The sequence below is a fragment of the Bradyrhizobium lablabi genome (genome assembly GCF_018131005.1).
GTDB classification, from domain to species: Bacteria; Pseudomonadota; Alphaproteobacteria; order Rhizobiales; family Xanthobacteraceae; genus Bradyrhizobium; species Bradyrhizobium lablabi_D.
On record NZ_JAFCJK010000002.1, the window covers coordinates 420673 to 446181 of the forward strand.

At 63.4% G+C, this 25509-nt stretch carries 17 protein-coding genes; 8 read left to right on the top strand and 9 right to left on the bottom strand.

The features are described from left to right. Positions 1-3: 3 nt before the first annotated feature. The 4 genes from aroQ to JQ553_RS07055 all read right to left on the bottom strand — a co-directional run bounded on the left by aroQ (position 4) and on the right by JQ553_RS07055 (position 4142). Positions 4-468: a type II 3-dehydroquinate dehydratase gene (gene aroQ / locus JQ553_RS07040; RefSeq protein WP_212499176.1), complete on the bottom strand. Its 465-nt coding sequence runs from the start codon at positions 466-468 to the stop codon at positions 4-6. Positions 469-757: 289 nt separating this feature from the next. After that, positions 758-1558 carry a DUF1236 domain-containing protein gene (locus tag JQ553_RS07045; RefSeq protein ID WP_212499177.1) on the bottom strand — a complete coding sequence of 267 codons (801 nt, stop codon included), beginning with the start codon at positions 1556-1558 and terminating at the stop codon, positions 758-760. 320 nt (positions 1559-1878) lie between these two features. Next, positions 1879-2646 (bottom strand): DsbA family protein, encoded by a 768-nt coding sequence (locus tag JQ553_RS07050; RefSeq protein WP_212499178.1) that lies wholly within the window; start codon positions 2644-2646, stop codon positions 1879-1881. Positions 2647-2735: 89 nt separating this feature from the next. Beyond that, positions 2736-4142, bottom strand: coding sequence for a M48 family metalloprotease (locus JQ553_RS07055; RefSeq protein WP_212499179.1), 1407 nt, complete (start codon positions 4140-4142; stop codon positions 2736-2738). A gap of 227 nt (positions 4143-4369) precedes the next feature. On the opposite strand from JQ553_RS07055, the gene JQ553_RS07060 reads away from it, so the two are divergent. Together JQ553_RS07060 and JQ553_RS07065 are read left to right on the top strand one after the other, a co-directional pair. Further along, positions 4370-5557 carry a pyridoxal phosphate-dependent aminotransferase gene (locus JQ553_RS07060; RefSeq protein WP_212499180.1) on the top strand — a complete coding sequence of 396 codons (1188 nt, stop codon included), beginning with the start codon at positions 4370-4372 and terminating at the stop codon, positions 5555-5557. A gap of 201 nt (positions 5558-5758) precedes the next feature. Beyond that, positions 5759-7093 (top strand): dicarboxylate/amino acid:cation symporter, encoded by a 1335-nt coding sequence (locus JQ553_RS07065; RefSeq protein ID WP_212499181.1) that lies wholly within the window; start codon positions 5759-5761, stop codon positions 7091-7093. Positions 7094-7265: 172 nt separating this feature from the next. On the opposite strand, the gene JQ553_RS07070 is transcribed toward JQ553_RS07065, so the two are convergent. Beyond that, the gene (locus tag JQ553_RS07070; protein WP_212499182.1) at positions 7266-10403 is read right to left on the bottom strand and encodes a ribonuclease E/G; all 3138 of its coding nucleotides are present in this window, start codon (positions 10401-10403) and stop codon (positions 7266-7268) included. 702 nt (positions 10404-11105) lie between these two features. On the opposite strand from JQ553_RS07070, the gene JQ553_RS07075 reads away from it, so the two are divergent. The 5 genes from JQ553_RS07075 to JQ553_RS07095 all read left to right on the top strand — a co-directional run bounded on the left by JQ553_RS07075 (position 11106) and on the right by JQ553_RS07095 (position 18213). Next, positions 11106-12377: an N-acetylmuramoyl-L-alanine amidase gene (locus tag JQ553_RS07075; protein ID WP_212499183.1), complete on the top strand. Its 1272-nt coding sequence runs from the start codon at positions 11106-11108 to the stop codon at positions 12375-12377. 238 nt (positions 12378-12615) lie between these two features. Beyond that, entirely contained in the window at positions 12616-15111 is a 2496-nt protein-coding gene (locus JQ553_RS07080) for a penicillin-binding protein 1A (protein ID WP_212499184.1), read from the top strand. Between the two features lie 106 nt (positions 15112-15217). Next, positions 15218-16349, top strand: a protein-coding gene (prfB, locus tag JQ553_RS07085) for a peptide chain release factor 2 (RefSeq protein WP_212499185.1) whose coding sequence is annotated in 2 segments (ribosomal slippage) — positions 15218-15286 and positions 15288-16349 — 1131 coding nt in all. Because the reading frame shifts where the segments join, the coding sequence is not laid out codon by codon here. A gap of 3 nt (positions 16350-16352) precedes the next feature. Next, entirely contained in the window at positions 16353-17222 is an 870-nt protein-coding gene (locus JQ553_RS07090) for an NAD(P)-dependent oxidoreductase (RefSeq protein WP_212499186.1), read from the top strand. 85 nt (positions 17223-17307) lie between these two features. Continuing rightward, complete coding sequence (locus tag JQ553_RS07095; protein ID WP_212499187.1) at positions 17308-18213, top strand: DMT family transporter; 906 nt, start codon at positions 17308-17310, stop codon at positions 18211-18213. Between the two features lie 282 nt (positions 18214-18495). Here the strand turns inward: JQ553_RS07095 and JQ553_RS07100 are convergent, their stop codons facing one another. After that, complete coding sequence (locus tag JQ553_RS07100; protein WP_212499188.1) at positions 18496-19290, bottom strand: outer membrane protein; 795 nt, start codon at positions 19288-19290, stop codon at positions 18496-18498. A 341-nt stretch (positions 19291-19631) separates the two neighbouring features. Continuing rightward, positions 19632-21785, bottom strand: coding sequence for a carbamoyltransferase C-terminal domain-containing protein (locus tag JQ553_RS07105; protein WP_212499189.1), 2154 nt, complete (start codon positions 21783-21785; stop codon positions 19632-19634). 160 nt (positions 21786-21945) lie between these two features. On the opposite strand from JQ553_RS07105, the gene JQ553_RS07110 reads away from it, so the two are divergent. Continuing rightward, complete coding sequence (locus JQ553_RS07110; RefSeq protein ID WP_212499190.1) at positions 21946-23181, top strand: ABC transporter substrate-binding protein; 1236 nt, start codon at positions 21946-21948, stop codon at positions 23179-23181. A gap of 58 nt (positions 23182-23239) precedes the next feature. On the opposite strand, the gene JQ553_RS07115 is transcribed toward JQ553_RS07110, so the two are convergent. Together JQ553_RS07115 and JQ553_RS07120 are read right to left on the bottom strand one after the other, a co-directional pair. Further along, positions 23240-24616: a M23 family metallopeptidase gene (locus JQ553_RS07115; protein ID WP_212499191.1), complete on the bottom strand. Its 1377-nt coding sequence runs from the start codon at positions 24614-24616 to the stop codon at positions 23240-23242. A 97-nt stretch (positions 24617-24713) separates the two neighbouring features. After that, positions 24714-25406 (bottom strand): peroxiredoxin, encoded by a 693-nt coding sequence (locus JQ553_RS07120; protein WP_212499685.1) that lies wholly within the window; start codon positions 25404-25406, stop codon positions 24714-24716. Positions 25407-25509 lie beyond the last annotated feature (103 nt).

Below are 25509 nucleotides of genomic sequence, written 5' to 3' on the forward strand. Positions count from 1 at the left end.
CGCTTAAGCCTTTGGCTTGGCACCGATCCTGGCTGCAAGGCCCAAGATCGCTAGCCGGTAGCCATCGATGCCAAAGCCGCAGAGCGATGCGAACGCGGCCTTCGCGGTGAACGAATGATGCCGGAAGCTTTCGCGGGAGTGAATGTTGCTGACATGGACCTCTACGGTCGGAATCTTCACCGCGACCAGCGCGTCGTGAAGCGCAATTGATGTGTGGGAGTAGCCGCCGGCATTGATGATGATGCCGACGGCCTTTTTGGCGTGAGCCTCATGGATGAAGTCGATCAGCTCACCCTCGCGATTGGACTGCCGACAGTCGGCGACCAGGCCGAATTGCCTGGCAGTGTCCGCGCAAAGTTTCTCGACATCGGCGAGCGTCGCGTGGCCATAGGTCTCGGGCTCGCGAGTCCCCAACAGGTTGAGGTTCGGTCCATTCAGCACATAGATCGTCGCAGAGGCTTGGGCCATCCAGGAGTCCGGCAAAGGGGGAATTAAGTCGCGGGGTTATAGGTAACAACGGAGCGGAGGGAAAGTCTTTAGGTTGATTGGGAAGCCCTTGAGAAGGCTCAATTCCCCTGCCAGGCATTGGCCCTAAGTCACGGAAAATGCTCATTAACCGACAACTGTGGAAAACTGCCGGCCAGTGCATCGGCGACGTCGCCCGGACAGCGCAAAGCCCCGCCAGCTGGGGCGGGGCTTCGAACCGGGCGATGGCGGCCTGGAGGGCCGCTCTCGCTTCCAGGGTCTGGGTCTGCTGTCAGCCTTCGAGGATGTAGACGATCTCATGCGTTTGCGGTCGCACGATCACGTAGCGGCCCTTGACCAGGATGAACTCATAGCCGCGCCATTCCGGATAGATCGCAACGACGCGCTCCGGCACCGGGTAGAAGTGCACGTGCGACGGCACCACCGTGCCGACCGCTACGTTGAAGTTCACGTTGGTGACCTCGCTAACCTTCTCCGACCTGATCGCAGTGGTAATCTGCGAACGCTTTTCGGCGGGCGGAGCCGCTGTCGCGGAGGTCGCCGCGTTACCGGTCGTGGTCTGCGAACGGCTGGTGTCGTTCGTCTGCGCGCGATTGGTGTCGGTTGGGTTCTTGGTCTGAGCGTTCTGGTTGGTCTGCGACGTAGAGCCGCTCTTCTCCTTGTCGCGGCTATCGGCGGCGTTGGTGCGGTCGCGACCCTCGCGGCCTTCCGCCTTCATGTCCTTCGAGTTCTCCTTGGATCCCTTGGCGGCGTCATTCTCCGAACTCTTGCTGTTCGACCGCTGCGTATCGTCGTGCGCGCCCTTGGCGGCGGCGCCGGCCTTGTCCGACTCCGACGATTTCATGCCCGACGACTCACCCTTGGTTGAATGCTCGGAACCCTTCATCCCGCCACTGTCGCGTTCCATCGTGCCGGACGCCGCGCCACCCGAAGGTGCATTGTGCTGCATGTTCGCGCCGCCGCCAGCCGCCGGCGATTCCTTGCCTGCGCCGCCTGTGCCTTGCGCAGTCGCGAAGCCCGTGCCGGCGATCAGGGCCGCCGCAGCGACCGAAATCAGAAAGCGTTTAGACATAGAGATTCTCCTCACGTGTGTGCATTGCCCGCGGCCGACAACGAGGGAGCGTGCGCGATGTTCCTCCTGATTTTTTTGTTCCGCGGTCTGTTTGGTGAATGTGCGATGAACGGCGGACCTTCAGCCGCAGGCGCAATCGAATTTCATGCATGTTGGTCGAGACGCAATCGCCGAGCTCGCCGTTGTGCGGCGGATGATTGAGCGGCGGGCAGTTCGTTTGCTGCCGCAAGCCAGTTCCGAACTTGCGATTCGACCAATGAAAAACCCGGCTGCAACGCAGCCGGGCTGTGATTGGAACGAACGTGATGCGCCCATTCGGATCAGCAGGTTGCCTTGCCGCAGCGGGCGACGCCGATCTTCTCCTTCAAATTGTCTAGGCCGATCGCACCGATAACGACCTGCTTGCCGATCACGTAGCTCGGCGTGCCGTTCATGCCCATAGATTCGGCGAGGCGGAAATTCTCTTCGATGGTCGCCTTTGCTTCCGGGCTCGTCATGTCCTTTTCGATCCTCGCAACGTCGAGACCGACTTCCTTGGCAACCGCAAGCGCGCGCGCCTTGTCGGCGGCGCCGCGGCCGCCAAGCAGCTTCTGGTGGAAGTCGAGATATTTCTTGCCGGTCGGATCCTGCATGCGCACGGCCACTGCGACCTGAGCCGCTTCGACCGAGCCCTGGCTCAGCACCGGAAACTCCTTCAGCACGACTTTCAGCTTCGGATCCGACTTCATCAGGTCGAGCATGTCGGACATCGCACGCTTGCAGTACCCGCAATTGTAATCGAAGAACTCGACGAAGGTGACGTCGCCGTCCTTGTTGCCAATGGTCACGCCGCGCGGCGAGTTGAAGATCGTGTCGGCGTTCTTGCTGATGCTGGCCTGGTGCTTTTCAGCCTCTGCGGCGGCCTGCCGCTTGCTCAATTCGGTCATCGCCTCCTCGAGCACCTCGGGATGCGCGATCAAATAGTTCCGTACGATGGTCTCGATGTCGCCGCGCTGGGTGTCGGAGAAGCTCTCGGCCGACGCGGCAAGCGGCGCGCCGCCGACGGCGAGCCCAATCAAGGCAGGGGCAAGAAAACGGAACAATGGCATGGGGACTATCCTTGTTCGGCCTAGCCCCAAGATACGCACGGGACAATGAGCCAGTTTCGATGATCGTTGTATGGAACTTCGGTTCATTTCTAGTTGTTTTTCGCGCCCGGCGGCGGCTTGGCGCTCACAATGTCGTCAGCTTTGACCCAGCCGGGCGTGCCGATCGCAAACCGCGTCTTGGCGCGCGAGGCGAGATCGCGCGCAGTCTTACTGTCGCCGCGCAGGTAGGCGGCCTGTGCCGAGGCGAGATCGGCCTGTGCATAATCGCCCTTGCGGCCATAGGCCATGGCAAGCTGGGTGTAGCCGAGCGGCGCCTCGCCCTCGCGCGCGACGGCGGCACGCAGAATACTTATGGCCTCATCGGTGTATGACTTGTTGTCGGAGGCGACCAGCGCCTGGCCAAGCAGCATCTCGATCAGCGGCGCGTTGCTGGAGAGTTGCACCGCCCTGCGCAGCGGCGCGATGGCCTCAGCCGGCCTGCCGCCCTCGAGCAGCGCCTGGCCGCGCAATTCGTAGAAATAGGGATTGTTGGGCTGCGCCTGGATCAGGCCGTCGATCTGCGCGATCGCGGACCGCAGGTCGCCATGCAGGTAGGTCGTGATCGCTCGCGCATAGCGCGCCGGAAGGCTGTTGTTGGAGAGCGGATAGCGCCGGTAGACAGTGTCCTGCCGCTCCATGAAGCCGGAAATCTTGGCGCGCATCATGTCGTGACGGAGCTGCAGTGCGGGATCATCCTTTTTGTCCCAATAGGGACTGGAATGCGCAAAGGCTTCCAGCGCCTGAACGCGATCGATCGGCATCGGATGCGATTGCAGATAGGGGTCGGCGCCGTGAGCGGCGAACAGGCTTTCGTCGGTGAAGCGCTTGAACGTCTCGTACATGCCCTTCGGGGACTGAGCGGTCGCGGTCAGGAACTTGACGCCTGCGCGATCGGCGTTCTCCTCCTGTTGCCGCTGGTAGGACAGGAGCGTGCGCCGGATCACCTCCTGCGGTGCCGACATGGCGGCGGCGCCGGCATTGGTCAGGCCGCTGCCGGATCCGCCGCGCGCGCCCACTGCGAGCGCACCGGCGCCGAGCAGCATGGCGATGATCATCTGGGTCTGCGCCTGCGCAAGCTGCTCGCGCAATTTTGCCAAATGGCCGCCCGCGAGGTGCCCGGTTTCGTGGGCAAGGACGCCGATGATCTGGTTTGGCGTCTCCGACTGCATCAGCGCGCCGTAGTTCACGAAAATGCGGCGGCCGTCGGCGACAAAAGCGTTGAACGTGCTGTCGTTGATGATCACGATCTGGATGTTCTGCTTCTCCAGACCCGCGGCGCGCAGAATCGGTCGGGTATATTCCCGAAGGAGCTGCTCGGACTCGGTGTCGCGCAGCAGAGGCGGGCCCTTGACCTGTTGCGCCTGCGTCGGAACGGCCGGGCCAAGCGCAAGCGCGACTGCGGCGGCGAGCGCGGTCACTTTGAAGGTCCGGGTGCGGAGCACAAGGCTGATCAGCATGGGGCGGTCTATTGGGGATGGCAGGCTGCGGAAGGACAAGTTCCGAATCTGGCCCTGATTAGATCAGAAGCGTGACCCAGTCTCTTGATTTTGCGGTTTTTCTTCACGCGAACCGGTATTCACCTAGCTTGAAAACGGTATAAGGAGCCGCCGAATGCGGCCAGTCTGGGGCGGTATCCGGTGCGGGAACCTGAATCCGGCCGCGGCCGTTCAAATAGCAGATATCAATGCTCGACGCGACACCAAGAGACTGTGTGGCAAGCCTGTTGACCGCGTCCGGACGGAGTGACGTTCCGCCCTTCATGGTGATGGATGTGATGGCGGCGGCGGCGCGAATCGAAGCAGCCGGCGGTCATGTCATCCACATGGAGGTCGGGCAGCCAGCGGCGGCGGCGCCGAAACCCGCGATCGCGGCGGCGCAGGCCTCGCTGCGTGACGGGCGGATCGACTACACCTCGGCGCTCGGCATTCCCACGCTACGCGCGCGCATCGCGCGACACTATTTCGAGGCGTATGGCTGTCCGGTCGACGCCGAACGCATCATCGTCACCACCGGCTCGTCGGGTGGCTTCATCCTGGCGTTCCTCGCAATGTTCGAGCCGGGCGATCGCGTTGCGGTTACCGTGCCGGGCTATCCGCCTTACCGGCATATCCTGACCGCGCTCGGTTGCGAGCCGGTGCTGATCGAGACCGCGAGCGACACCCGTCACGCGCTGACCGGCGAAGCGCTGATAGCGGCCCATCGCAAGGCGCCGCTGAAGGGTGTGCTGGTCGGCAGTCCGGCCAATCCGACCGGCACGATGATGTCGCGCGAAGCGCTGTCCGGCCTGATGGCGGCCGCCGAAAGCGCCGGCATCCGCTTCATCTCCGACGAGATCTATCATGGGCTCGATTACGCTTTTCCGGCGGTCACTGCCGCCGAACTGTCGCCGCGCGCGCTGGTGATCAATTCGTTCTCGAAATACTTTTGCATGACCGGCTGGCGCGTCGGCTGGATGGTGGTACCGCAATCGCTGGTGCGGCCGATCGAGCGGCTGCAGCAGAACCTCTCGATCTCGGTGCCGACGCTGTCGCAGATCGCGGCCGAGGCCGCCTTCGACGGCGCTGCCGAGATGGAAACTATCAAGCGCGGCTATCAGGAGAATCGCCGTATCCTGATCGAGGGCCTGCCGAAGGCGGGCCTCACAAAATTCCTGCCGGCTGACGGCGCATTCTATCTCTACGCCGACGTTTCCGACTTCACGTCAGACAGTTTCGCATTTGCGAGCGAGATGCTGGAGAAGGCGCATGTCGCGGCGACGCCTGGCGTCGATTTCGATCCGATCCACGGTCGTTCCTTCATCCGTTTTTCCTACGCGCGCTCGGCGGAGGACATGCAGGAAGCGGTTGCCCGGATCGCGCGTTGGCTTAAATAGCCCCGCAATCTTCAAGAGCCATCCCGGAGTTCAGCTTGTCAGTCGATCGGTTTCGCAGCGCGCTACCGCGCGCCATTTTCACTTGCGTCGGTATTGTGGCCCGGAGCGGGCCGGGAAGTTCTGCGCCGTCGCGCGTTTCCATTTGACTCTGCAGCCCAACTTGATCTTGGCTGTAGCTGCTTCTGAGGGGGAGTGAAACGCATGACAACGGCAACCGTAGCCACGGGTGCGCCGGCGAGCGCCAGCGCGAAGCCGTGGTACAAGGTTCTATACGTCCAGGTCCTGATTGCGATCGTGCTTGGCGCATTGGTCGGCTGGCTGTGGCCCAACCTTGCGACCAACGACTGGATCAAGGCGCTCGGTGACGGCTTCATCAAGCTGATCAAGATGGTGATCGCGCCGATCATCTTCTGTACTGTGGTGTCGGGCATTGCGCATATACAAGATGCCAAGAAGGTCGGCCGGATCGGCGTCAAGGCGCTGGTCTATTTCGAGATCGTCTCGACCTTCGCGCTGGTGATCGGACTGATCGTCGGCAATGTGGTGCGCCCAGGAGCAGGCTTCGGCAACGCGGCGGCGAACGCGCAGGCTGTCGCCAGTTACGCCAAGCAGGCGGAGGCGCAGAAGAGCGTCGACTTCGTCCTGCACATCATCCCCGACACGGTGGTCGGTGCTTTCGCGCAGGGCGAGATCCTGCAGGTTCTGCTGTTCTCGGTGCTGTTCGGCTTCGCGATCATGAGCCTCGGCGAGCGCGGCCATGTGATCCGCAGTTTCATCGATGACGCCGCGCACGCTGTATTCGGCGTCATTTCCATCGTGATGCGCGCGGCGCCGGTCGGCGCGTTCGGCGCAATGGCCTACACGATCGGCAAGTTCGGCACCGGTGCGATCCTCAACCTGGTCGGCCTGATCGCCACCTTCTATGTCACGGCGGCGCTGTTCGTGTTCGTGGTGCTCGGCACCATCGCGCGTCTGGCGGGCTTCTCGATCGTGAAGTTCCTTGCCTATATCAAGGACGAGCTTCTGATCGTGCTCGGCACCTCGTCCTCGGAGAGCGCGCTACCGTCCCTGATGGAGAAGCTCGAACGGCTCGGCTGCTCGAAGTCGGTTGTCGGCCTCGTGGTGCCCACGGGTTACTCGTTCAATCTCGATGGTACCAACATCTACATGACGCTGGCGACGCTGTTCATCGCGCAGGCGCTCGGCGTCGATCTGACCTTCACCCAGCAGATCACGATCCTGATCGTGGCGATGCTGACCTCGAAGGGCGCCTCAGGCATCACCGGCGCCGGCTTTATCACGTTGGCGGCGACGCTCGCCGTGGTGGATCCGCGGCTGGTGCCGGGCATGGCGATCGTGCTCGGCATCGACAAGTTCATGAGCGAATGCCGTGCGCTGACCAACCTGTGCGGCAACGGCGTCGCTTGCGTGGTCGTCGCCTGGTGGGAGGGCGAACTCGACCGCGAGAAACTCAACGCCAATCTCGCCAGACAGATCGATCCGACCGACATGGAAACCGCCATCACCACCGACTGAGCTGGCAGCCGGTGGCCTAAAGCGAAACCGCCCGGCATTGCCGGGCGGTTTTTCCTGAACTGGTGCTGGATCAGGCTAAAGCGCGATGAGATCAGGATGAATCATCATCGCGCTTTAGCTTGTTGTTTGCGCATGATCTTCGTGCAAACGCTCCGTGCTTGTCGCGAGGGCTTTAGTTGCCGCCGCCGAAGCGCCGTGACCACCAGCCCTTGCGAGCCGGAGCCTCGGTGGTGGCAGCCGGAGCGGGCTCCGCCGAAGGAGCCGGACCAGGCGACGTCTCAACCGCGCTCTGTGCCAGCGCGGCAGCCGGCGCATCCGCCTCATGATTCGACGACAGGAAGCTGACCTTTTCGCGCACTGTCGACCGGCGTCGCGCGGCGCGGTCGGCGTCGGCCTGGGCTTCCTCTGAAGCGGGCGCTTCGACCGCAACGGCCGGTGCAGGCTCGACCGGCTGCGACTCCGCCGCCTGCGGCGAAGCCGGCTCGGGCTGCTCCAGCGATGGGGCAGGCTCCGGCGAACCGCCATCGAAATCGGCGACGGCGTCGACCGCTTCCAGCTCGGCGGTCGGTCCGAGCTCGTCGGAAATTGATGCCGCAAGACCTTCTTCCGACGCTCCACCGCTGCGCCGACGGCGACCGCCACGACGGCCGCGGCGGCGCGGGCGCCGCTCGCCATTGCCGTCCTGATCGTTGCGCGCAAAAGCCGGCTGCTCGTCGGCGTCGTCCTCGTCTTCGTCAGCATCGTCGGCGGCAGCCGCCTCGACGCCCTCGGGCATCATGTTTGTAAGGTCGGCGTCCTCGCGCGCCTGGCCACCCTCGCGAGCTTCGCCGACACCAGCGCCACGACCGCGCCGCCTGCGCCGCCGCCTGCGGCGCTGGCCATCGCCTTCGCCGTCGGCGCTGGCTTCCTCGCCGGTCGACCGGTCGTCGGCGAGGCCTTCGGTCTCGTCGGTCTCGACCTCGGCTTCGAACTCGAACAGTTCCTCCTCGTCATCCGCCTCATCGGCCGGCGGTGGTGCCGCGGTGGCCTGCGCCGCCACGATAGCCTTGGCGGCCTCGAGCGTGTGCACCTGCTCGCCGCGATCGATGACGTAGGATTGCTGGCCGCTCACGGTCGCATCGGCGACCACCGAGAGTGAGACCTTGAAGGCGTTTTCGAGATCGCGCAGATGGCCGCGCTTGTGATTGAGGACGTAGAGCGCAACGTCGGTGCGGGTCCGCACGACAAGATTGTGGGTTGCCCCCTTCATCAGGATTTCCTCGATGCCGCGCAAAAGCTGCAGCGCCACCGAAGAGACCGAACGGACGTGGCCGCTGCCGCCACATTGCGGGCAGGGCTCGGTCGAACTCTCCAGCACGCTGGCGCGGATGCGCTGGCGCGACATTTCCAGAAGACCGAAATGCGAGATGCGGCCGACCTGGATCCGCGCGCGGTCCTGCCGCAGACAGTCGGACAGCTTGCGCTCGACGGCACGGTTGTTGCGCTTCTCGTCCATGTCGATGAAATCGATGACGATCAGGCCGGCGAGGTCACGCAAGCGGAGCTGGCGCGCCACTTCCTCCGCAGCCTCGAGATTGGTCTTGAGCGCGGTGTCTTCGATGTGATGCTCGCGCGTGGCGCGGCCCGAGTTGACGTCGATCGAGACCAGGGCCTCGGTCTGATTGATGACGATGTAGCCGCCGGAGCGCAACTGCACCGTCGGCGAGAACATTGCGTCCAACTGGCTCTCGACGCCCATCCGCGAGAATAGCGGCTGGCCGTCGCGATACTGCTTCACCGCGCGAACATTGGCCGGCATCAGCATCTTCATGAAGTCGCGCGCCTCGCGATAACCGGCTTCGCCGGCTACCTGAATCTCGTCGATCTCCTTGTTGTAGAGATCGCGCAGCGAGCGCTTGATCAGCGAGCCTTCCTCGTAGACGAGGCTCGGCGCCTGCGACTTCAGCGTCAGGTCGCGCACCGTTTCCCACATGCGGATCAGGTACTCGAAGTCGCGCTTGATCTCCGGCTTGGTGCGGGAGGCGCCGGCAGTGCGCAGGATGATGCCCATGCCCTCGGGCACGTCGAGATCCTGCACCACTTCCTTCAGCCGCGAGCGGTCCTGCGCCGACGTGATCTTGCGGCTGATGCCGCCGCCGCGCGCGGTGTTCGGCATCAGCACGGCGTAACGGCCGGCCAGCGACAGATAGGTGGTCAGCGCGGCGCCCTTGTTGCCGCGCTCTTCCTTGACGACCTGCACCAGCATCACCTGGCGGCGCTTAATGACCTCCTGGATCTTGTACTGGCGGCGCGGGCGGAACGGACGCTCCGGCACCTCCTCGAGCACGTCGTCGCCACCAACGGACTCGACGACTTCCTCCTCTTCGGCTTCCTCTTCGGCTTCCTCGCCGTCTTCCTCGTCGTCGTCGTCGTCGGTCTCGCTGCCATCATCGCCCTGAGGCGCAGCAGCATCCACAGCGGCATCCTCGGAGTCGGACAGTGTAACCTCCGCGACAGCCGGCTCGCCAGAGCCCGCAAGAGCCTCGTCCGCCGCGACAGCCTGGGGCGTGTCGTCGGCATGCGCGGCGTTCTCCTCGGCCTGCTCCTCATGCGTCCGTTCGGGCTCATGATTGATCTCGACGGTCTGGACGGTCTCGGGCGCGGCTGACGCAACGGACGCCTCGACCGCCGCTACGACCGGATCGGGTGGCGCATCGGCGGCCGTCGCCTCACTTACGGCATGGGCATCGTGGTGCTGGTCATGATGGCCACGGTCATCGTGGTCATGGCCGTGATCGTCATGGTGGTCATGGTCATGAGCATCCTGCTCACGACCTTCGTCCACCTGCGTGCCAAGATCATGGTGCTCGGCGTCGACCGGCTGTTCGCGACTTTCGTGGACCTCTGGCGCCTGCGGGTCGGCGCTGGCGCCCTCGACCACCTCGCTTTGCACGCGCTCGCTATGGCTGCGGCGGCGGGCGTTGCGATGGCGCGAACGGCGGCGGTGGCCGCGGTTTTCGTGCTCTTCCTCGGCCTCGCGGTGGGCGCGTTCATCAGCTTCGATCAGCGCCTGACGGTCGGCGACCGGGATCTGGTAGTAGTCTGGATGGATTTCGCTGAAGGCGAGGAAACCGTGGCGATTGCCGCCATATTCGATAAAGGCGGCCTGCAATGACGGCTCTACGCGCGTGACTTTGGCGAGATATATATTGCCGCGCAGTTGCTTGCGTTGGGCTGTCTCGAAGTCAAATTCTTCGACGCGATTGCCGCGGACCACGACGACCCGGGTCTCTTCCGGGTGGGTGGCATCGATCAACATCTTGTTGGGCATCTTGTAACTCTTGGCAGCGGCGGGCGCGGTGCATGGCGCGCGCGAATTGCGCCGCCCGGTGACGCGACGGTCCACCTGATTCGGGGGTGAGGGGAAGGCCAAAACGCGTCGCGAGGCGCAGAGCCGCGCGGGAATTCTCCGGGACGAGGCGTCGGGCGAAGCGTCCGCTTCGCGTCAGCGCGATCGTCTCGGGGATCCTGGTCGGCAATACCGTTTGGCGCATTAAGCGTCGGCCCGTCTAAACATGTTGGCGGCGAGAGATGCCGCCGTATCCTTTGCTGAAAGCCCGGCGTGGCGCCGAAGCGCTCGCCGGCCATCGCATATCGAGGCCCCGGGGGGCCGGATAATCAGCTATGCCGTGCCTCAAACCGTCCGTGTGGCGAAAGCGCGCCTGGGATCGGACGCCGCTCGGGCTTGAAACCGCCACTCCTTGTCTGCCGCGCACGGCGCTGGCTTGAGGAGTGGTCGGAAAAACACGCCGGAATCCTCGGCTTCGAAGATTCCACCGCCGCACCGGGAGGCTGAACGCGACACAACCGGCAGTACTAGCCGTCAGCACTCCGTACATACGTGGATTGACCGCCACGTGCAAGGGAGCGTCGCGGCGCGGCAACACTCGATCCTTTTCGCCCCAGCTGTGTTAAACCACGATTAACCGTGTCGTCCTAATGCGGTAAAACGCTGCTCGGAGGCATTGAATCGTTGGCGAATCGGGCAAATCACGGCGCTTTGCTGGGGTGTGGGCTATTGTGCGCCGCAGCATTGATGTTTGCGGCGGCAGGCCGCCCGAATGCTTCCGAGGGACCGGCAGCCGCAGCGAGTGCGAATTATCCAGTCGCTTCTGATGCACGCCTCGCTGGCGACGCCAGGCAGACCCGTTTCATCCTCGATCTCGATCGGAAGATCGAGTTCCACGCCTTCCCACTGGCCGACCCCTACCGGGTCGTTGTGGATATTCCGCAGGTCACCTTCCACCTTGCCGCCGGGACGGGCTCGTCGGGCCGGGGGCTCGTCAAGGCGTTCCGCTATGGCCTCGTGATGCCCGGCGGCTCTCGGATCGTCTTTGACCTGACTGGACCGGCGAGGATCGCCAATTCCTATATCCTCGAAGCCGCCAACGGCCAGCCGCCCCGGCTGGTGCTGGAATTCGAGGAGGTCGACCGTAGCAGGTTCGTCCAATCGCTCCCGGAGCTGAAGCCGTCCGTCGCAGACGCCAACGCCTCGGCAGCTGCGACCACGACGGCGGCCAAGGCGTCTGACGGATCCGATTCGCGACCGCTGATCGTGATCGACCCGGGCCATGGCGGCCTCGACAACGGCACGCAGTCCAACGGCGAGACGGAAAAGAATCTGGTGCTCGGATTCGGCCTCGCGCTGCGCGACCGGATCGAGAAATCCGGCAAGTACCGCGTGGTCATGACCCGCACTGACGACACGTTCGTCCCGCTGAACGACCGCGTGAAGGTCGCTCGCAGCCAGTCCGCGGCGCTGTTCGTCTCGATCCATGCCGACGCCTTGCCGAAGCGTGAGGGCGATGCCCAGGGCGCCACCATCTACACGCTGTCGGACAAGGCCTCCGACGCCGAAGCCGAGCGCTTGGCGGACGCTGAAAACAAGGCCGACGCCATCGGCGGGGTCAATCTGTCCGAGGAACCGACCGAGGTCGCCGACATCCTGATCGATCTCGCACAGCGGGAAACCAAGACCTTCTCCAATCGCTTCGCCCGCCTCTTGATGAGCGAGATGAAGGCCACGGTGCGGATGCACAAGCATCCACTCAAGTCGGCCGGCTTCCGGGTGTTGAAGGCTCCCGACGTGCCGTCAGTTCTGGTCGAACTCGGCTATGTTTCCAATAAGGGGGACCTCGAGCATCTGGTCTCGGAGAACTGGCGGAACAAGACAGTCGGTTCGATGGCCCAGGCAATCGACGCATTTTTCGCCAAAAGGCTCGCAACTGCCGGGCAGCCGCGGTGAAACCGGTGGAGCGAAAGGGCCGTAGCCGCGAGGGGAAGCCCTAGTTTGGCCACAGCGGCGACTGTATAGACAGTGGACCGCAGGGTCTTTGGAATCGACCATATTGTCCGAGGGCTCTTGTATATTGGGCGTGCGCAACGATGGCTCGTTGGGTCCCAGGCTGATCGTGTGAGTCTTTCGCACTTTTACAGGCGCTTCGGACAACTGAGCGCCGGAGGGTTGGAACGGAACTTCGATAATGCGCCTGCTCGTGCGGTTCATGGGTTTTTTGTTCGCCGCCGGAACGGTGGTGTTCCTGGTTGGCGTCGCTGCGGTCGCCGGCGCGATCTGGCATTTTTCCAAAGACCTGCCGGATTATTCGCAACTCCAGGACTATGAACCGCCGGTGATGACGCGCGTGCACGCGTCCGATGGTGCGCTCCTCGGCGAATACTCCAAGGAACGCCGGCTTTACCTGCCTATTCAGGCGGTGCCCAAGCTCGTGATCAACGCCTTCCTGGCCGCCGAGGACAAGAATTTCTACGAGCATGGCGGCATCGATTACCAGGGCATGGCCCGCGCCGCGATCCTCTATGCGCAGAACTATGGCTCGAATCGCCGCCCGCAGGGTGCCTCGACCATTACCCAGCAGGTGGCCAAGAACTTCCTGCTCACCAACGAGGTGTCGTTCTCCCGCAAGATCAAGGAAGCCTTGCTGGCGATGCGCATCGAGCGCGCCTATTCCAAGGATCGCATCCTCGAGCTTTACCTCAACGAGATCTATCTCGGGCTCGGTGCTTACGGCATCGCGGCGGCGTCGCTTGTCTATTTCGACAAATCGGTCAATGAGCTGACGATCGCGGAAGCCTCCTATCTGGCGGCGCTGCCGAAGGCGCCGGCCGCGCTGCATCCGGTGCGGAATCGCGACCGCGCCATCGAGCGGCGTAACTACGTGATCGATCGCCTGCTGGAAAACGGCTGGATCAAGCAAGCCGACGCCGACAAGGCTCGCAAGGAGCCGTTGGTCGTCACCAATCGCAGCAATGGCGCACACGTCTTCGCCGGCGAATATTTCGCCGAGGAAGTCCGCCGCGACATCTTTGAGCGCTACGGCGAAAAGAAACTCTATGAGGGTGGCCTGTCGGTCCGCACCTCGCTTGATCCGAAGCTTCAGGTGATGGCGCGCAAGGCGATGGCCGCGGGTCTCGTCAATTATGACGAGGCGCAAGGCTGGCGTGGCGCGCTCCACAAGTTGGATACTTCCGGCGACTGGGGCGTCAAGCTCGCGGACATAAAATCGCTGTCCGATATCTCGCCGTGGCGCATGGCGGTGGTACTCGAGACAAGCGATCAGTCGGCCCGAATCGGCTTCCAGCCCGGCCGCGAACTCGGCGGCGCAGTGTCCAAGGAACGCCAGACCGGCATCATCACGATCGATGGCGTGCGCTGGGCCAGGGTCAAGGGCAGGGCGCCGACGGCTGTCTCGCAGGTCCTGCAACCCGGCGATGTCATCTATGCTGACCCGCTGGTAACGAAAGAAGGCACGCCGGTCGAAGGTCAGTTTCGTTTGCGGCAGCTGCCGGAAGTCTCCGGTGCCATGGTGGCGATGGATCCCTGGACCGGCCGCGTGCTGGCCATGGTCGGCGGCTTCTCGTTCGACCAGAGCCAGTTCAATCGGGCGACGCAGGCCTACCGGCAACCCGGTTCGTCGTTCAAGCCAATCGTGTACTCGTCCGCGCTCGACAACGGCTATACGCCGTCGACCGTGGTGATCGATGCGCCGATCGAAATCGATCAGGGTCAGGGCGCGGGTGTGTGGCGTCCGGAAAACTACTCGACCGGCAAATATTACGGCCCGACCACGCTGCGAAACGCGCTGGAGCGCTCGCTCAACACTGTCACGGTTCGCCTCGCGCAGGACATCGGCATGCCCTTGATCGGCGAGTATGCAAAGCGCTTCGGTGTCTACGACGAATTGCCGAACTACCTGTCCTACGCACTCGGTGCCGGCGAGACCACCGTGATGCGCATGGTGACGGCCTATTCGATGTTCGCCAATGGCGGCCGTCGCGTGAAACCGACGCTGATAGATCGCATCCAGGACCGCTACGGTCATACCATTTTCAAGCACGACCAGCGCGAATGCCGCGGCTGCGACGCGCCCGGCGGCTGGAAGAGCCAGCCCGAGCCTCAGTTGATCGATCGCCGCGAGCAGGTGCTCGACCCGATGACGGCCTACCAGATCACTGAGATGATGGAAGGCGTGGTCCAGCGCGGTACCGCCGCGGCCGCGGGTTTCACACGGGAGATCGGCAAGCCGATCGCCGGCAAGACCGGCACCACCAACGATGAAAAGGATGTCTGGTTCCTCGGCTTCTCGCCGGACATCGTGGTCGGTGTCTATGTCGGCTACGACAAGCCGCGCAATCTCGGCCGCGGCGCCACCGGCGGTCACACCGCAGCGCCGATCGCGCGCGACTTCCTCAAGCTCGCCCTCGCCGACAAGCCGCCGACCCCGTTCAAGGTCCCGGCCGGCATCAAATTGATCCGCGTCGACGCAAAGACCGGCATGCGCGCCGGGCCCGGCGACGGCGGCCGCACCATTCTCGAAGCGTTCAAGCCGGGCACCGCGCCGCCGGACAACTACTCCGTCATCGGCGTAGCCGATGCCGATGGCCGCGCTCCCCCGGCGTCGCAGGGGCAGCAGCCTGATACGGGCCTGTTCATGCGTCCGGGAACCGGCGGATTGTATTAGCAGTTCTGTAGGCCAAATAATCGTGGCGGTGCGGCGAAGCTGATTGCGCTTTGCCGCGCTGGTCGTTACATCGCTCGCAAGTCATTTTCCCAACTCCTGAAAGACCATGCGCGCCGAAATCGAACGCCTTGTTGAAGAGATCAAGCAGTCAGTCGGGCTGCTGAGGAGGCATCTTTGACGTCGAGCAATCGACGGCACGCCTCGCCGAGCTGAACAAGCTCGCTGAAGATTCCAACCTCTGGAACGATCCCCAGAAGGCCCAGAAGCTGATGCAGGAGCGCACCTCGCTGGAGGATGCGCTCTCGGGCATCGGCAAGGTCGAGCGCGAACTTGAGGACAATATCGGCATGATCGAGCTCGGCGAAGCCGAGAACGACGAGGCCGTGGTTGCCGATGCCGAGAAGGCGCTCAGGGAACTGAAGAAGGAGGTGGCGCGGCGCGAGCTCGAGGCGTTGCTCTCGGGCGAGGCCGACAGGTTCGATTCCTATCTCGAGGTCCATGCCGGCGCCGGCGGCACCGAGAGCCAGGACTGGGCGCAGATGCTCTTGCGCATGTACACGCGCTGGGCCGAGAAACACGGTTTCAAGATCGAGTACCTTGAGGAGTCCCAGGGCGAAGAGGCCGGCATCAAATCGGCCACCATCCAGATCAGCGGCCACAACGCCTATGGCTGGCTGAAGACGGAGGCCGGCGTGCATCGTCTGGTGCGCATCTCGCCGTTCGATTCCAACGCGCGGCGGCACACATCGTTCTCGTCGGTGCAGATCTTCCCGGTCATCGACGACAGCATCAAGATCGAGATCAAGGAATCCGACGTCCGGACCGACACGATGCGGTCCGGTGGCGCCGGTGGCCAGCACGTCAACAAGACCGAATCCGCGGTGCGTCTGACGCATATTCCGACCGGCATCGCCGTGGTCTGCCAGGCCGGCCGCTCCCAGCACAAGAATCGGGCGCAGGCTTGGGACATGCTGCGCGCGCGGCTCTACGAGATCGAGCTGAAGAAGCGGGAGGAGCAGGCTGCCGCCGATCAGGCCGCCAAGACCGACATCGGCTGGGGCCATCAGATCCGCTCCTACGTGCTGCAGCCCTATCAGATGGTGAAAGACCTGCGCACAGGCGTGCAGACCTCCGACACGTCAGGCGTGCTGGACGGCGATCTCGACGAGTTCATGGCGGCCACGCTGGCGCAACGTGCCTTCGGCTCCGCACCCGGCTCGGTCGAGGATGTGGATTAGCTCATGCAGCGCGTTGCCTTCATCGGATTGGGGCGAATGGGCCACGGGATGGCCGGCCGCTATCTGGATGCCGGCTTCACCGTCGCCGTTTGGAACCGCAGCAAGGCAAAGGCCGAGGACCTGATCGCGCGTGGCGCGCGATGGTCGACCTCGCCGGAAGATGCCGCAATCGACGCCGACGCGGTCGTGACCATGGTGGCCGACGACGACGCCTCGCGCGAAGTGTGGCTGACCAAGGATGGCGCCGCCGCGACCATGAAGGCGGGTACGCTTGCGATCGAATGCTCGACAGTGTCGTATCAGCACGCGCTCGACATGGCGCGTGAGCTACACTCGCGCGGGCTGATTTACATCGATTGCCCCGTCACCGGCCTCCCGGAAGCGGCTGCCGCGGGCAAGCTGACGCTCCTGGTCGGCGCCGATGCCGCCGATCTCGACAAGGCACGGCCTTTCCTGGATCCGATCGGCAACACCGTCCGTCATTTCGGCGCGGTCGGCACCGGCACGGTGTTCAAGCTGATCAACAACCTGATGGGCGCCGTGCAGATTGCGGGCCTCGCCGAGGGAGTTGCGATAGCCGAGCACGCCGGTCTCGACATGAAGCTAGTGGCAGAGGCGCTCGCGACCGGAGCGGTGGCGAGCCCGCAGGTGATCCGCCACTCCAAACGGATGATCACTCGCGACTTCTCAGGCGCCTCCTTTACCGCCGCGTTGCGCCACAAGGATGCGACATACGCGGTGCGGCTCGCCGAGACGCTGCTGCCCGGCGTGCCGGTCAGCCGCGCGGTGCTTGCCGCCTACGACGAGGCGAGGGCGCACGCGGCGGACGATGACGAAGGCAAGATGATCGAGATCGTGTCGCGGCCGAAATAGGCCGGCAGGCTGCCCACGGAAATCGGGTGGGAATATTCCAGGCTGCCGGCTAGTCATCTGCGTTGAGCGCAGACGAGAACCGGACATGCTTTCCGCCGACAACAGGATCGACCGTCGCGACTGGTCGCTGCTCGGCCTGCTGTCGGTCTTGTGGGGTGGCTCGTTTTTCTTCAACGGCGTGATCTTGCGGGAATTGCCGCCGCTGACGCTGGTGCTGCTACGCGTCGCGCTGGGCGCTGTCGTCCTGTTGCCGTTGCTGCGAGGCTACAAGATCGAGCTTCCTCGTGGTTTGTCCGCCTGGGCGCCGTTCTTCGCGATCGGCCTGTTCAACAATGTCCTGCCGTTTTCGCTGATCGTGATGGGGCAGACCCACATTTCGAGCGGACTGGCCTCCATCCTCAACGCCACCACTCCGCTGTTCACCGTCATCGTGATGGCTGCCGCCGGCGAGGAGCGGCTGCAGGTCCGCCGCGTCGCCGGCGTGATCGTTGGTCTGATCGGAGTTGCGATCCTCCATGGTGATGCGTTCGGCTTCGGCACGAAGCAGGGCATTGGCATCCTGCTGTGTCTGGCCGCCGCCTTCAGCTACGGTCTGGCGGCTCTGGTGGCGCGGCGCCTGCCGTCGCGCGTGCCGCCGCTGGGGACGGCGACGTTCCAGATGCTGGCGTCCGCCGCGATGATGGCTGTTGTCGCCGGGGTCTTCGACAGGCCCTGGCAACTGCACATGCCAGGCACGACGACGTGGCTTGCGGTAATCGGCCTCGCCACGCTGTCGACGGCGCTCGCCTATATTGTGTTCTTTCAGATCCTTCAGCGCTCCGGGGCGACCAATGTGATGCTGGTGACGCTACTCATTCCGGTCACGGCGATCCTGCTTGGCTATCTCGTGCTCGGCGAACGGATCTCGACCAGGGAGGTCATCGGCGCGCTCGTGATCGGCAGCGCGCTGATCGTGATTGACGGACGCGTGCTGACATGGGCTCGGCGATAGCTACGCCCGGGTCTTCTTCCACTTCCCATCCGGCATATCACCGCGATGCCAGGCGGCAGCCACGGCATCGCGGCACTTGCGACGATCCGGGTACGGCGCAAAGCGGCCGCGTAGCGCGCGTCTGCCTTGGCCGCCCCCTGCTATCATCGAGCGCTCGCTTCCAGCTTGTACCAGCTGCCAATCACCCGCTGACGGGATGTTTCTCGCTTACTTCGCAGCCCGCGAACTCCCAATCGCAGACTGCGTCACGCGGTGGACGAGCGCCACTCCGGCTTTGCGATGTCAAAACTTATAGTTGACACCGAACCGCGCGATGTTGCCGACGTCGCGAACTTTGATCGAGGCGGCAACGCCCGGCACTGCAACACTCGCGTTGGTTTCGCCGAGTTCGTAGCGCAGATATTCGCCCCTCAGCGTGACCGCGCTGGTGCTGGTCAGATGGTAGAATGAATCGACGGGCAACGCATATTCGATGCCACCACCATAAGCAAAGCCGATCTCGGTCGTTTTGAGGCTTGCGTTCCCCCGCGTGCCAACACCAGGCTGAACTAAGTCGGCGCTATGCTCAACGGTCCCATATGCGAAGCCGCCGGTCCCGTAGACCAGGAAGCGATCATAGGCGTAGCCGAGTCTGCCGCGAATAGTTCCCAGATAATCCAGGCGGCTGCGCAGGTTCACCGTGCTTCCCGGGGCGACATCGCTGCTGTCGATCGGCAGACTGCCCGACACATCAGTATAGGCCGCATCGGCTTCGAGACCGATCACGATGCCGTTCAAATTGCCAAGCGAGAACTCGTAGTTGTAGCCGGCTTGGCCTCCCGCCGTGATACCGCTGCTTTTATTGCGAAGTGAGAGGTTGGGACCCCCAAGAGCCACTGGAAGACCGGACACGTCGACGCGGTCTGAATTGTCGAAGGCGCCGCCAACGTTCAACCCAACGTAGAAGCCGGTCCACGAAAACGCCTGCGGGGCCGGAGGAGCTTTCAAGGCCGGATGATAGCCAGCCGGCAAGTCCGCCGCGAAAGCGAGGCCCGGAACATTGGCGAGAGCGGATGCGAAGATCAGTTTCTTGAGCATGATGCGAACAGTCCTGTATGATGGCGAAGCTGGTCCCGACGCCTCCCTTCGATGACAATTGTTTGTAATCGTCAGTAGCCATAAATGGCAGGCGTTTGAAGACCGCGATCATCTTGCGCGCGCCGTGCAACGTTTCAATGCCTCGTATTACGGTTGAAATCCTTTTCGGGAATTTCACTCACACTGTGCCGATCTGTTGCCGCCAGGCGACACATCCCCGGAAAGGTTTGCTTCCGTCGCTAAGCAAAGTAGTGTCTTCATCACGAAGAAGCGATCGACAGTGAATGGGCTCTTGAGATCGACGGCGATGCGCAGATGGATCGGGGCTGTCAAGCAAACTATTAGCGCTGCGCACTCGTCCACGCCGCATACCATCCGGTGAATCGTCCGCTGTCGCGCTCGCCGCCGTGCCAGGCTGCGTAGGCGGTGCCGTCATCGGCGACCAGAACCACGGCATCGAGGCCCTTCGAGCGGCGGAGCGTATCGATGGCTTGCGCCGGCGTCTGCGCGATGGGGCCTGCGACATTGAAGGAGGTGTTGACCGACATCTCGACGCCGATATGGCGGCCGAGCGCCTTCAGATAAGCGTAGGTGAGGGGATCGTCCTGGGCTCGAACGATCTGGATGCGGCCGGTGCCGTCGGCATGCACCACCGCCGGGATTTTTTCGCGCGCCTGCGGCTTCGAGTGGGCCGTCAGCACCATGTAGTTATAGGCGTTGTAGTCGGCGTCGGAGGCGCCGTCTTCCAACTGGAAATAGTCTAGTGCCGCCTCCAGCGTCGCCATCGGCGCCAGCGGGCGGATAGCTTCACGGTACTTGACGCGTTCGTTGAGGCGCTCGCGGACATTGGGATCGCAGGGATTGGCCAGAATCGAGCGGTGCCCCAGCGCGCGCGGGCCGGTTTCCGCCGCGCCCTGGTAGATCGCGATGACGCCACCTTGCGCGACCATGTAGGCCATCAGGTCTGCGATGGCGTCGCGGCCTTCGGGGCTCGAGACATTGCCGATCGCTGTTGAGGCGACATCCTCGGCTTGCAGCGCCGCTGTGATGTCCGCATGCGTCGGCGGCAAACCGCAATAGAAAGCGTGCGACAAAGCGGCGCCGCGCGGCGCGCCAGCCATATGCGCAAACAGCCAGGCGGCGCCGATCGGCACACCGGGATCGCCCGGCACTGGCGGCACCCACATATGCAGCCGCGTCTTGCGGCCTTGCGCTTTCTCGAACCAAGCCTCGTCGAAATGCTCGAGCAGCCGCATGTTGCCGAGCGCGTTCAGCGCCACGCCGCCGGTCAGCACCAGGCGGTTGGTCCCGGTGATGCGGAGGAGATGATCGACAACATGGATCATCGCGTCCTCGAATACCATTTGCGTTGCGGCCGCCTTGTCGAGACGGTCCTTGGTGTCGGGACGGTGATGGATGTCCTCGACGCGCAGCATGGCGTCGGGATTCCAGAGCTGGTCGGGCCGCAGCGGCGGACCGAGGATTTCGATGAGCAGCGGCTTGTAGGGCTTGTCGGCCGGATCGCTATGCCAGTTGGCCATTGCGCGATTGAGACGCACCTCGCCGTTCGGGCCGAGCTGCAGCACTTCCTTCAATCGCTTGTAGTAGGGATTGGTCGCGCGGTTCATGTCGCCCCAAGCGGCGGCGCCCATGTAGCGGCCCTCGCTGGAGAGCCAGGTCCAGCCGCCCTGGCTGGAGGAAATCACCGTGTAGAAGGCGCCCAGCGAATCGAACAGGCTTTCGTTGCAGTAGAGTCGCTTCATCTCGCCGTTTTCGGCAACATAGAGCGAGATCGAACCGATATCGCCGGTGCCATCGAGCACGGCAATCGCGATCGGCTCTTGCGCGTCGGCAAACGGCGAGGCCGCGAATGAGTACCATGCATGATTGTCGTGATGCGGCAGGCAGATCAGCGGCAGCGGTCCGGCAAGCCCGAACATTCCGCCGAGCTTGCGCGACAGGCGCCGGACCTGGTCCATCTGGCGGAGGTTGATCGCTGGCGCGATCGGCGCGCGCAGCAGCTTGAGGCTTGCGGGCGCCTCCTCAATCGAGGTGCGGATCAGCATGGCCAGCAGCGCCGAATAGTCCCAGGTCGTGACGAAGGCTGCGACGTCGCCAATGTCGCGGCCCATCCGCCTCAGCACCTTGCGCATGTCGTTCAACGAGGCTTCCGGAAAAGCGTTGGTGTGCTTGTTACCGGAAAAGCGTTCCTCCTCATTGTTGATGATCAGGCGCGGTCCGCCGCTCTGAGTGACTTCGACCAGAGCAACACCGGTGTTGTGGGTACCCGGGCAGGCGAGCCCCGCGATGTAGACGCTCTCGCCACGCAGCAGGCGTTCGCGGATCGACGCGAGAGTCTGCTTGGCGAAATCGCTGTTCGCCTTGTGAAGGCCGCGCCGCTCCATCGCGGACTCGCTGATCCAGCGCGTGAACTCATAGCCCGCGCCCGCAATTCGCGGATGCCGGGGACCGGTACGGATTTTCGGCTTAAGCAATCAACCTGCCTCGACTTCTATGCACCCGGCCGACCATCAATCACAATTAGCGCCAGGCAACAATGCCGTTTCGTCGGACGGAAAAAAACCGGCGCTTGCCAGTACATGCGTGACTTGCGAGACTTGCCGCCAAAACAACGACAAAAATCGGGAGAAAACGATGCCATCTCGTTCTCGTTACATTGTTGTGATCGCAGCGCTCGCAAGTGCGGCGCTCGCCGCGACCTCTGCCTTTGCACAGAAGAAATACGATCCCGGCGCAAGCGATAGCGAAGTCAAGGTCGGCAACATCATGCCCTATAGCGGGCCGGCGTCGTCCTATGGCGTGATCGGCAAGACCGAAGCCGCCTTCTTCAGGATGATCAACGACCAGGGCGGAATCAACGGCCGCAAGATCGACTTCATCAGCTATGACGACGCGTATTCGCCACCGAAGGCGATCGAGCAGGCGCGCAAGCTCGTCGAGGGTGACGAGGTGCTGCTGATCTTCCAGGCGCTCGGCACGCCGTCCAATTCGGCGATCATGAAATACATGAACGCCAAGAAGGTGCCGCAGCTCTTCGTCGCTTCCGGCGGCACCAAGTTCGGCGATCCCAAGAACTTTCCCTGGACCATGGGCTTTCAACCCAACTACCAGAGCGAAGGACGCATTTACGCGAAATACATCCTCGATCATTTCCCCAACAGCAAGATCGCGGTGTTCTGGCAGAACGACGACGCCGGCAAGGATCAGTTCAAGGGCTTGAAGGACGGGCTCGGCGACAAGGCCGGCATGATCATCGCCGACAAATCGTATGAGGTGAGCGATCCCTCGATCGATTCCCAGATCGTCGCACTGCACGATTCCGGCGCCGACATTTTTTTCTCCTGGGCGGCGCCGAAGGGCTCCGCGCAGGCGATCCGGAAGGTCGGCGAGCTCGGCTGGAAGCCGAAGTTCTTCCTCGCCAACACCGCCACTTCGGTCGCCTCCGTGCTCAAACCCGCGGGCGTCGAATTTTCCAAGGGCATCATCTCCACGGCGTATCTGAAGGACCCGACCGATCCGACGTGGGACAAGGATCCCGCCATCGTGCAGTGGCGCGCCTTCATGGACAAGTATTATCCCGACGGCGACAAGGCCAACGCCAACAACCTCTATGGCTACGTGCAGGCGGAGGCGATGGCGCAGGTGCTGAAGCAGTGCGGCGACAATCTCACGCACGAGAACGTCATGAAGCAGGCGGCGAGCCTGAAGAACTTTCATTCCGAGCTGATGCTGCCTGGCATCATGGTCAACACCTCGCCCGACGACTATTTTCCGATCGAGCAGATGCAACTGATGAGGTTCGACGGCGAAGCCTGGGAGCTGTTCGGCGATGTGATCACCGGCGAAGTCGGGCACGAGGCGTCAAGATAGCGCGCAGTTGGATGGGCATCCGTACACTGGTTGCATAGGCTTGGAGCCGCGGAGGACCTCAGCCCGCGCTAAGGCGAACGCCGGCACGCAAGAACTTTTGCGGATCGACCGCCTCGCCATCGATCCGGGTTTCATAGTGCAGATGCGGCCCGGTCGAGCGCCCGGTTGAACCGACCGCGCCGATCACCTGACCGATCTTGACGACGTCGCCGACCCTGACATGGATTTCCGACAGATGACCGTAGCGGGTCGAGAGTCCGTTACCATGGTCGACCTCGACCATGCGGCCGTAGCCGCCGGCCCAACCCGACGAGACGATCTTGCCGTTGGCGGTCACGCGCACGGGATCGCCGGTGGCGGCGCGGAAATCGAGGCCTGTGTGCATGGCCGGGCGACCGAGGAACGGATCGCTGCGCACGCCGAAGCCGCTCGTGAACTCGACTTCGCCGACGACGGGCTTGCGGTAGGGTACCAGCGCCAGCGTCTGGTTCAGGCGCTGCATCTGCGCGCGGTTGATGTTGATGCGGTAGAGTTGGCGTTCGAATGGGCCGGCGTCGGCGGGGAGCTTGACGGGCACAAACGGACCACCCATGCCCGAGCGCGGCGTCGCCGCTTCGAGTTGGGCCATGTCGAGGCCGAGGTCGCCGATCACGCCGCGCATTCGCCGTACCCGCGATTCGATGCCGTCCTCGACCGAGGACAGCACGGCCATCTGCCGCCGCTCGATCTGATCCAGCGAGGTCTGCAGGCGAACGAGGACGTTGTCGACGCCTTGAACCTTGGCGAATTGATTGGGCTGAGCCTTGATCGCCAGCGGCGCGCGGGACTCCAGGCGTGCTTCGCGGTCGGGCGGTGCGACGAAGATCACGGTATCGCTGATCGGCGAGGGCTTTGGCGTACCGGGGGATGTCCCCCCGGTCTCGGCGCCGCGGCCCTGTGGCCTGATCGATCCGGTGACTGAGACGTCGGGGATCGCACCTAGCGCGGTGGTGCGCGATTCCAGTGTGGTCTGCCGACGCATGATCTGGTCGAGCTTCTGATCGAACTGTTCCTGGTCGAGCAGCTGGCGACTGGTGGTCCGATCGACCTTTGCGCGCAGTTCGGCGATGCGGTCCTCATAGGCGTATTGCATCTCGGCCTGGCGGGCGATCAGCCGGGTCAAGACGTCGTCGCGGAAGGCAAAATAGGTGGCGGTCGCAGCCGACCACATGCCGAGCAGGACGATGGTACCGACTGCGATCCAGAACACGACCGGCCCGAAGCGGACCTGCTTGCCGGCATGGACGATGGCGTACCCCGCGCCGGAACCGGCCGCGGCCGGCATTGTCGCCACCGCGGCGGCATTGGCGGCCGGCCGGCGCGGCGGCGTCCGGCCGTGGTCCTGCGGATGATGGTGCTTGTGATATTCGAAGTGATGACCAGAACGGCTCGACATCGGCACTCCCGCGCCGGTCGGACCAAGCTCCGTACGGCTATCTGTATGGCCGATTTGACCGTTCTATGGTTAATTTTCAGGAAATGGAACCGGACCGTCAGAGTGACCGTGCGGCCGCAAGCACCTCGTCGGCGTGGCCGTCGACCCTCACATTGCGCCAGACCTTGGCGACGTTACCCTGCGAGTCGATCAGAACCGTTGTGCGAATAATTCCCAGAAAGGTCTTGCCATACATGGATTTTTCGCCCCAGGCACCATAGGCTTCGAGCATTTCATGCTTCTCATCCGAGATCAGAGGAATCGACAAGTCGTGTTTGTTTCGAAATGATTCCTGCGCCTTAAGCGTATCGGCGGAGATCCCGAGCACCGCAGTGTCGGCTTCGGCGAAGGCGCCGTTCAGCCTGGTGAAGTCGACCGCCTCCCTTGTGCAGCCGGGGGTGTCTGCCCGAGGGTAAAAGAAAAGGACGAGCTTCCTTCCAGCGAAGTCGGTCAACGAGACAATGCCGCCGCCGTCGCGCGGCAGCGTGAAGGCCGGAGCAGTGCCGCCCTCGGAAAGTCCAGCGCCGCGCGATTTGGCCGCAGCCGCCGGCCTGGATTTTAACGGCTTCGATGATGCCCTGTGCGAGGCTTTGGCCGGGATGGATCTGGTGATCTTGCCTGAGGTCGCTGCAGCCGCCGTGCGGGGTTTCGCCGGGGACTTGCCCGTGCTCGCGCTTGCTCGGCGTGCGACCTTCGAGGCAGCCCGCTTTCCGGTTGGGTTGGAGGATTTCTTGCGCGTTTTCTTGGACATACGCCTTCCTTTCGTCGCTTTCCGCGGCTCAACCATTGGAGTATTGGGACCCTTGGCCACAGCGCAGGGATTCGCAGCCGTCGCGGTGCAAATTTGACCGCCT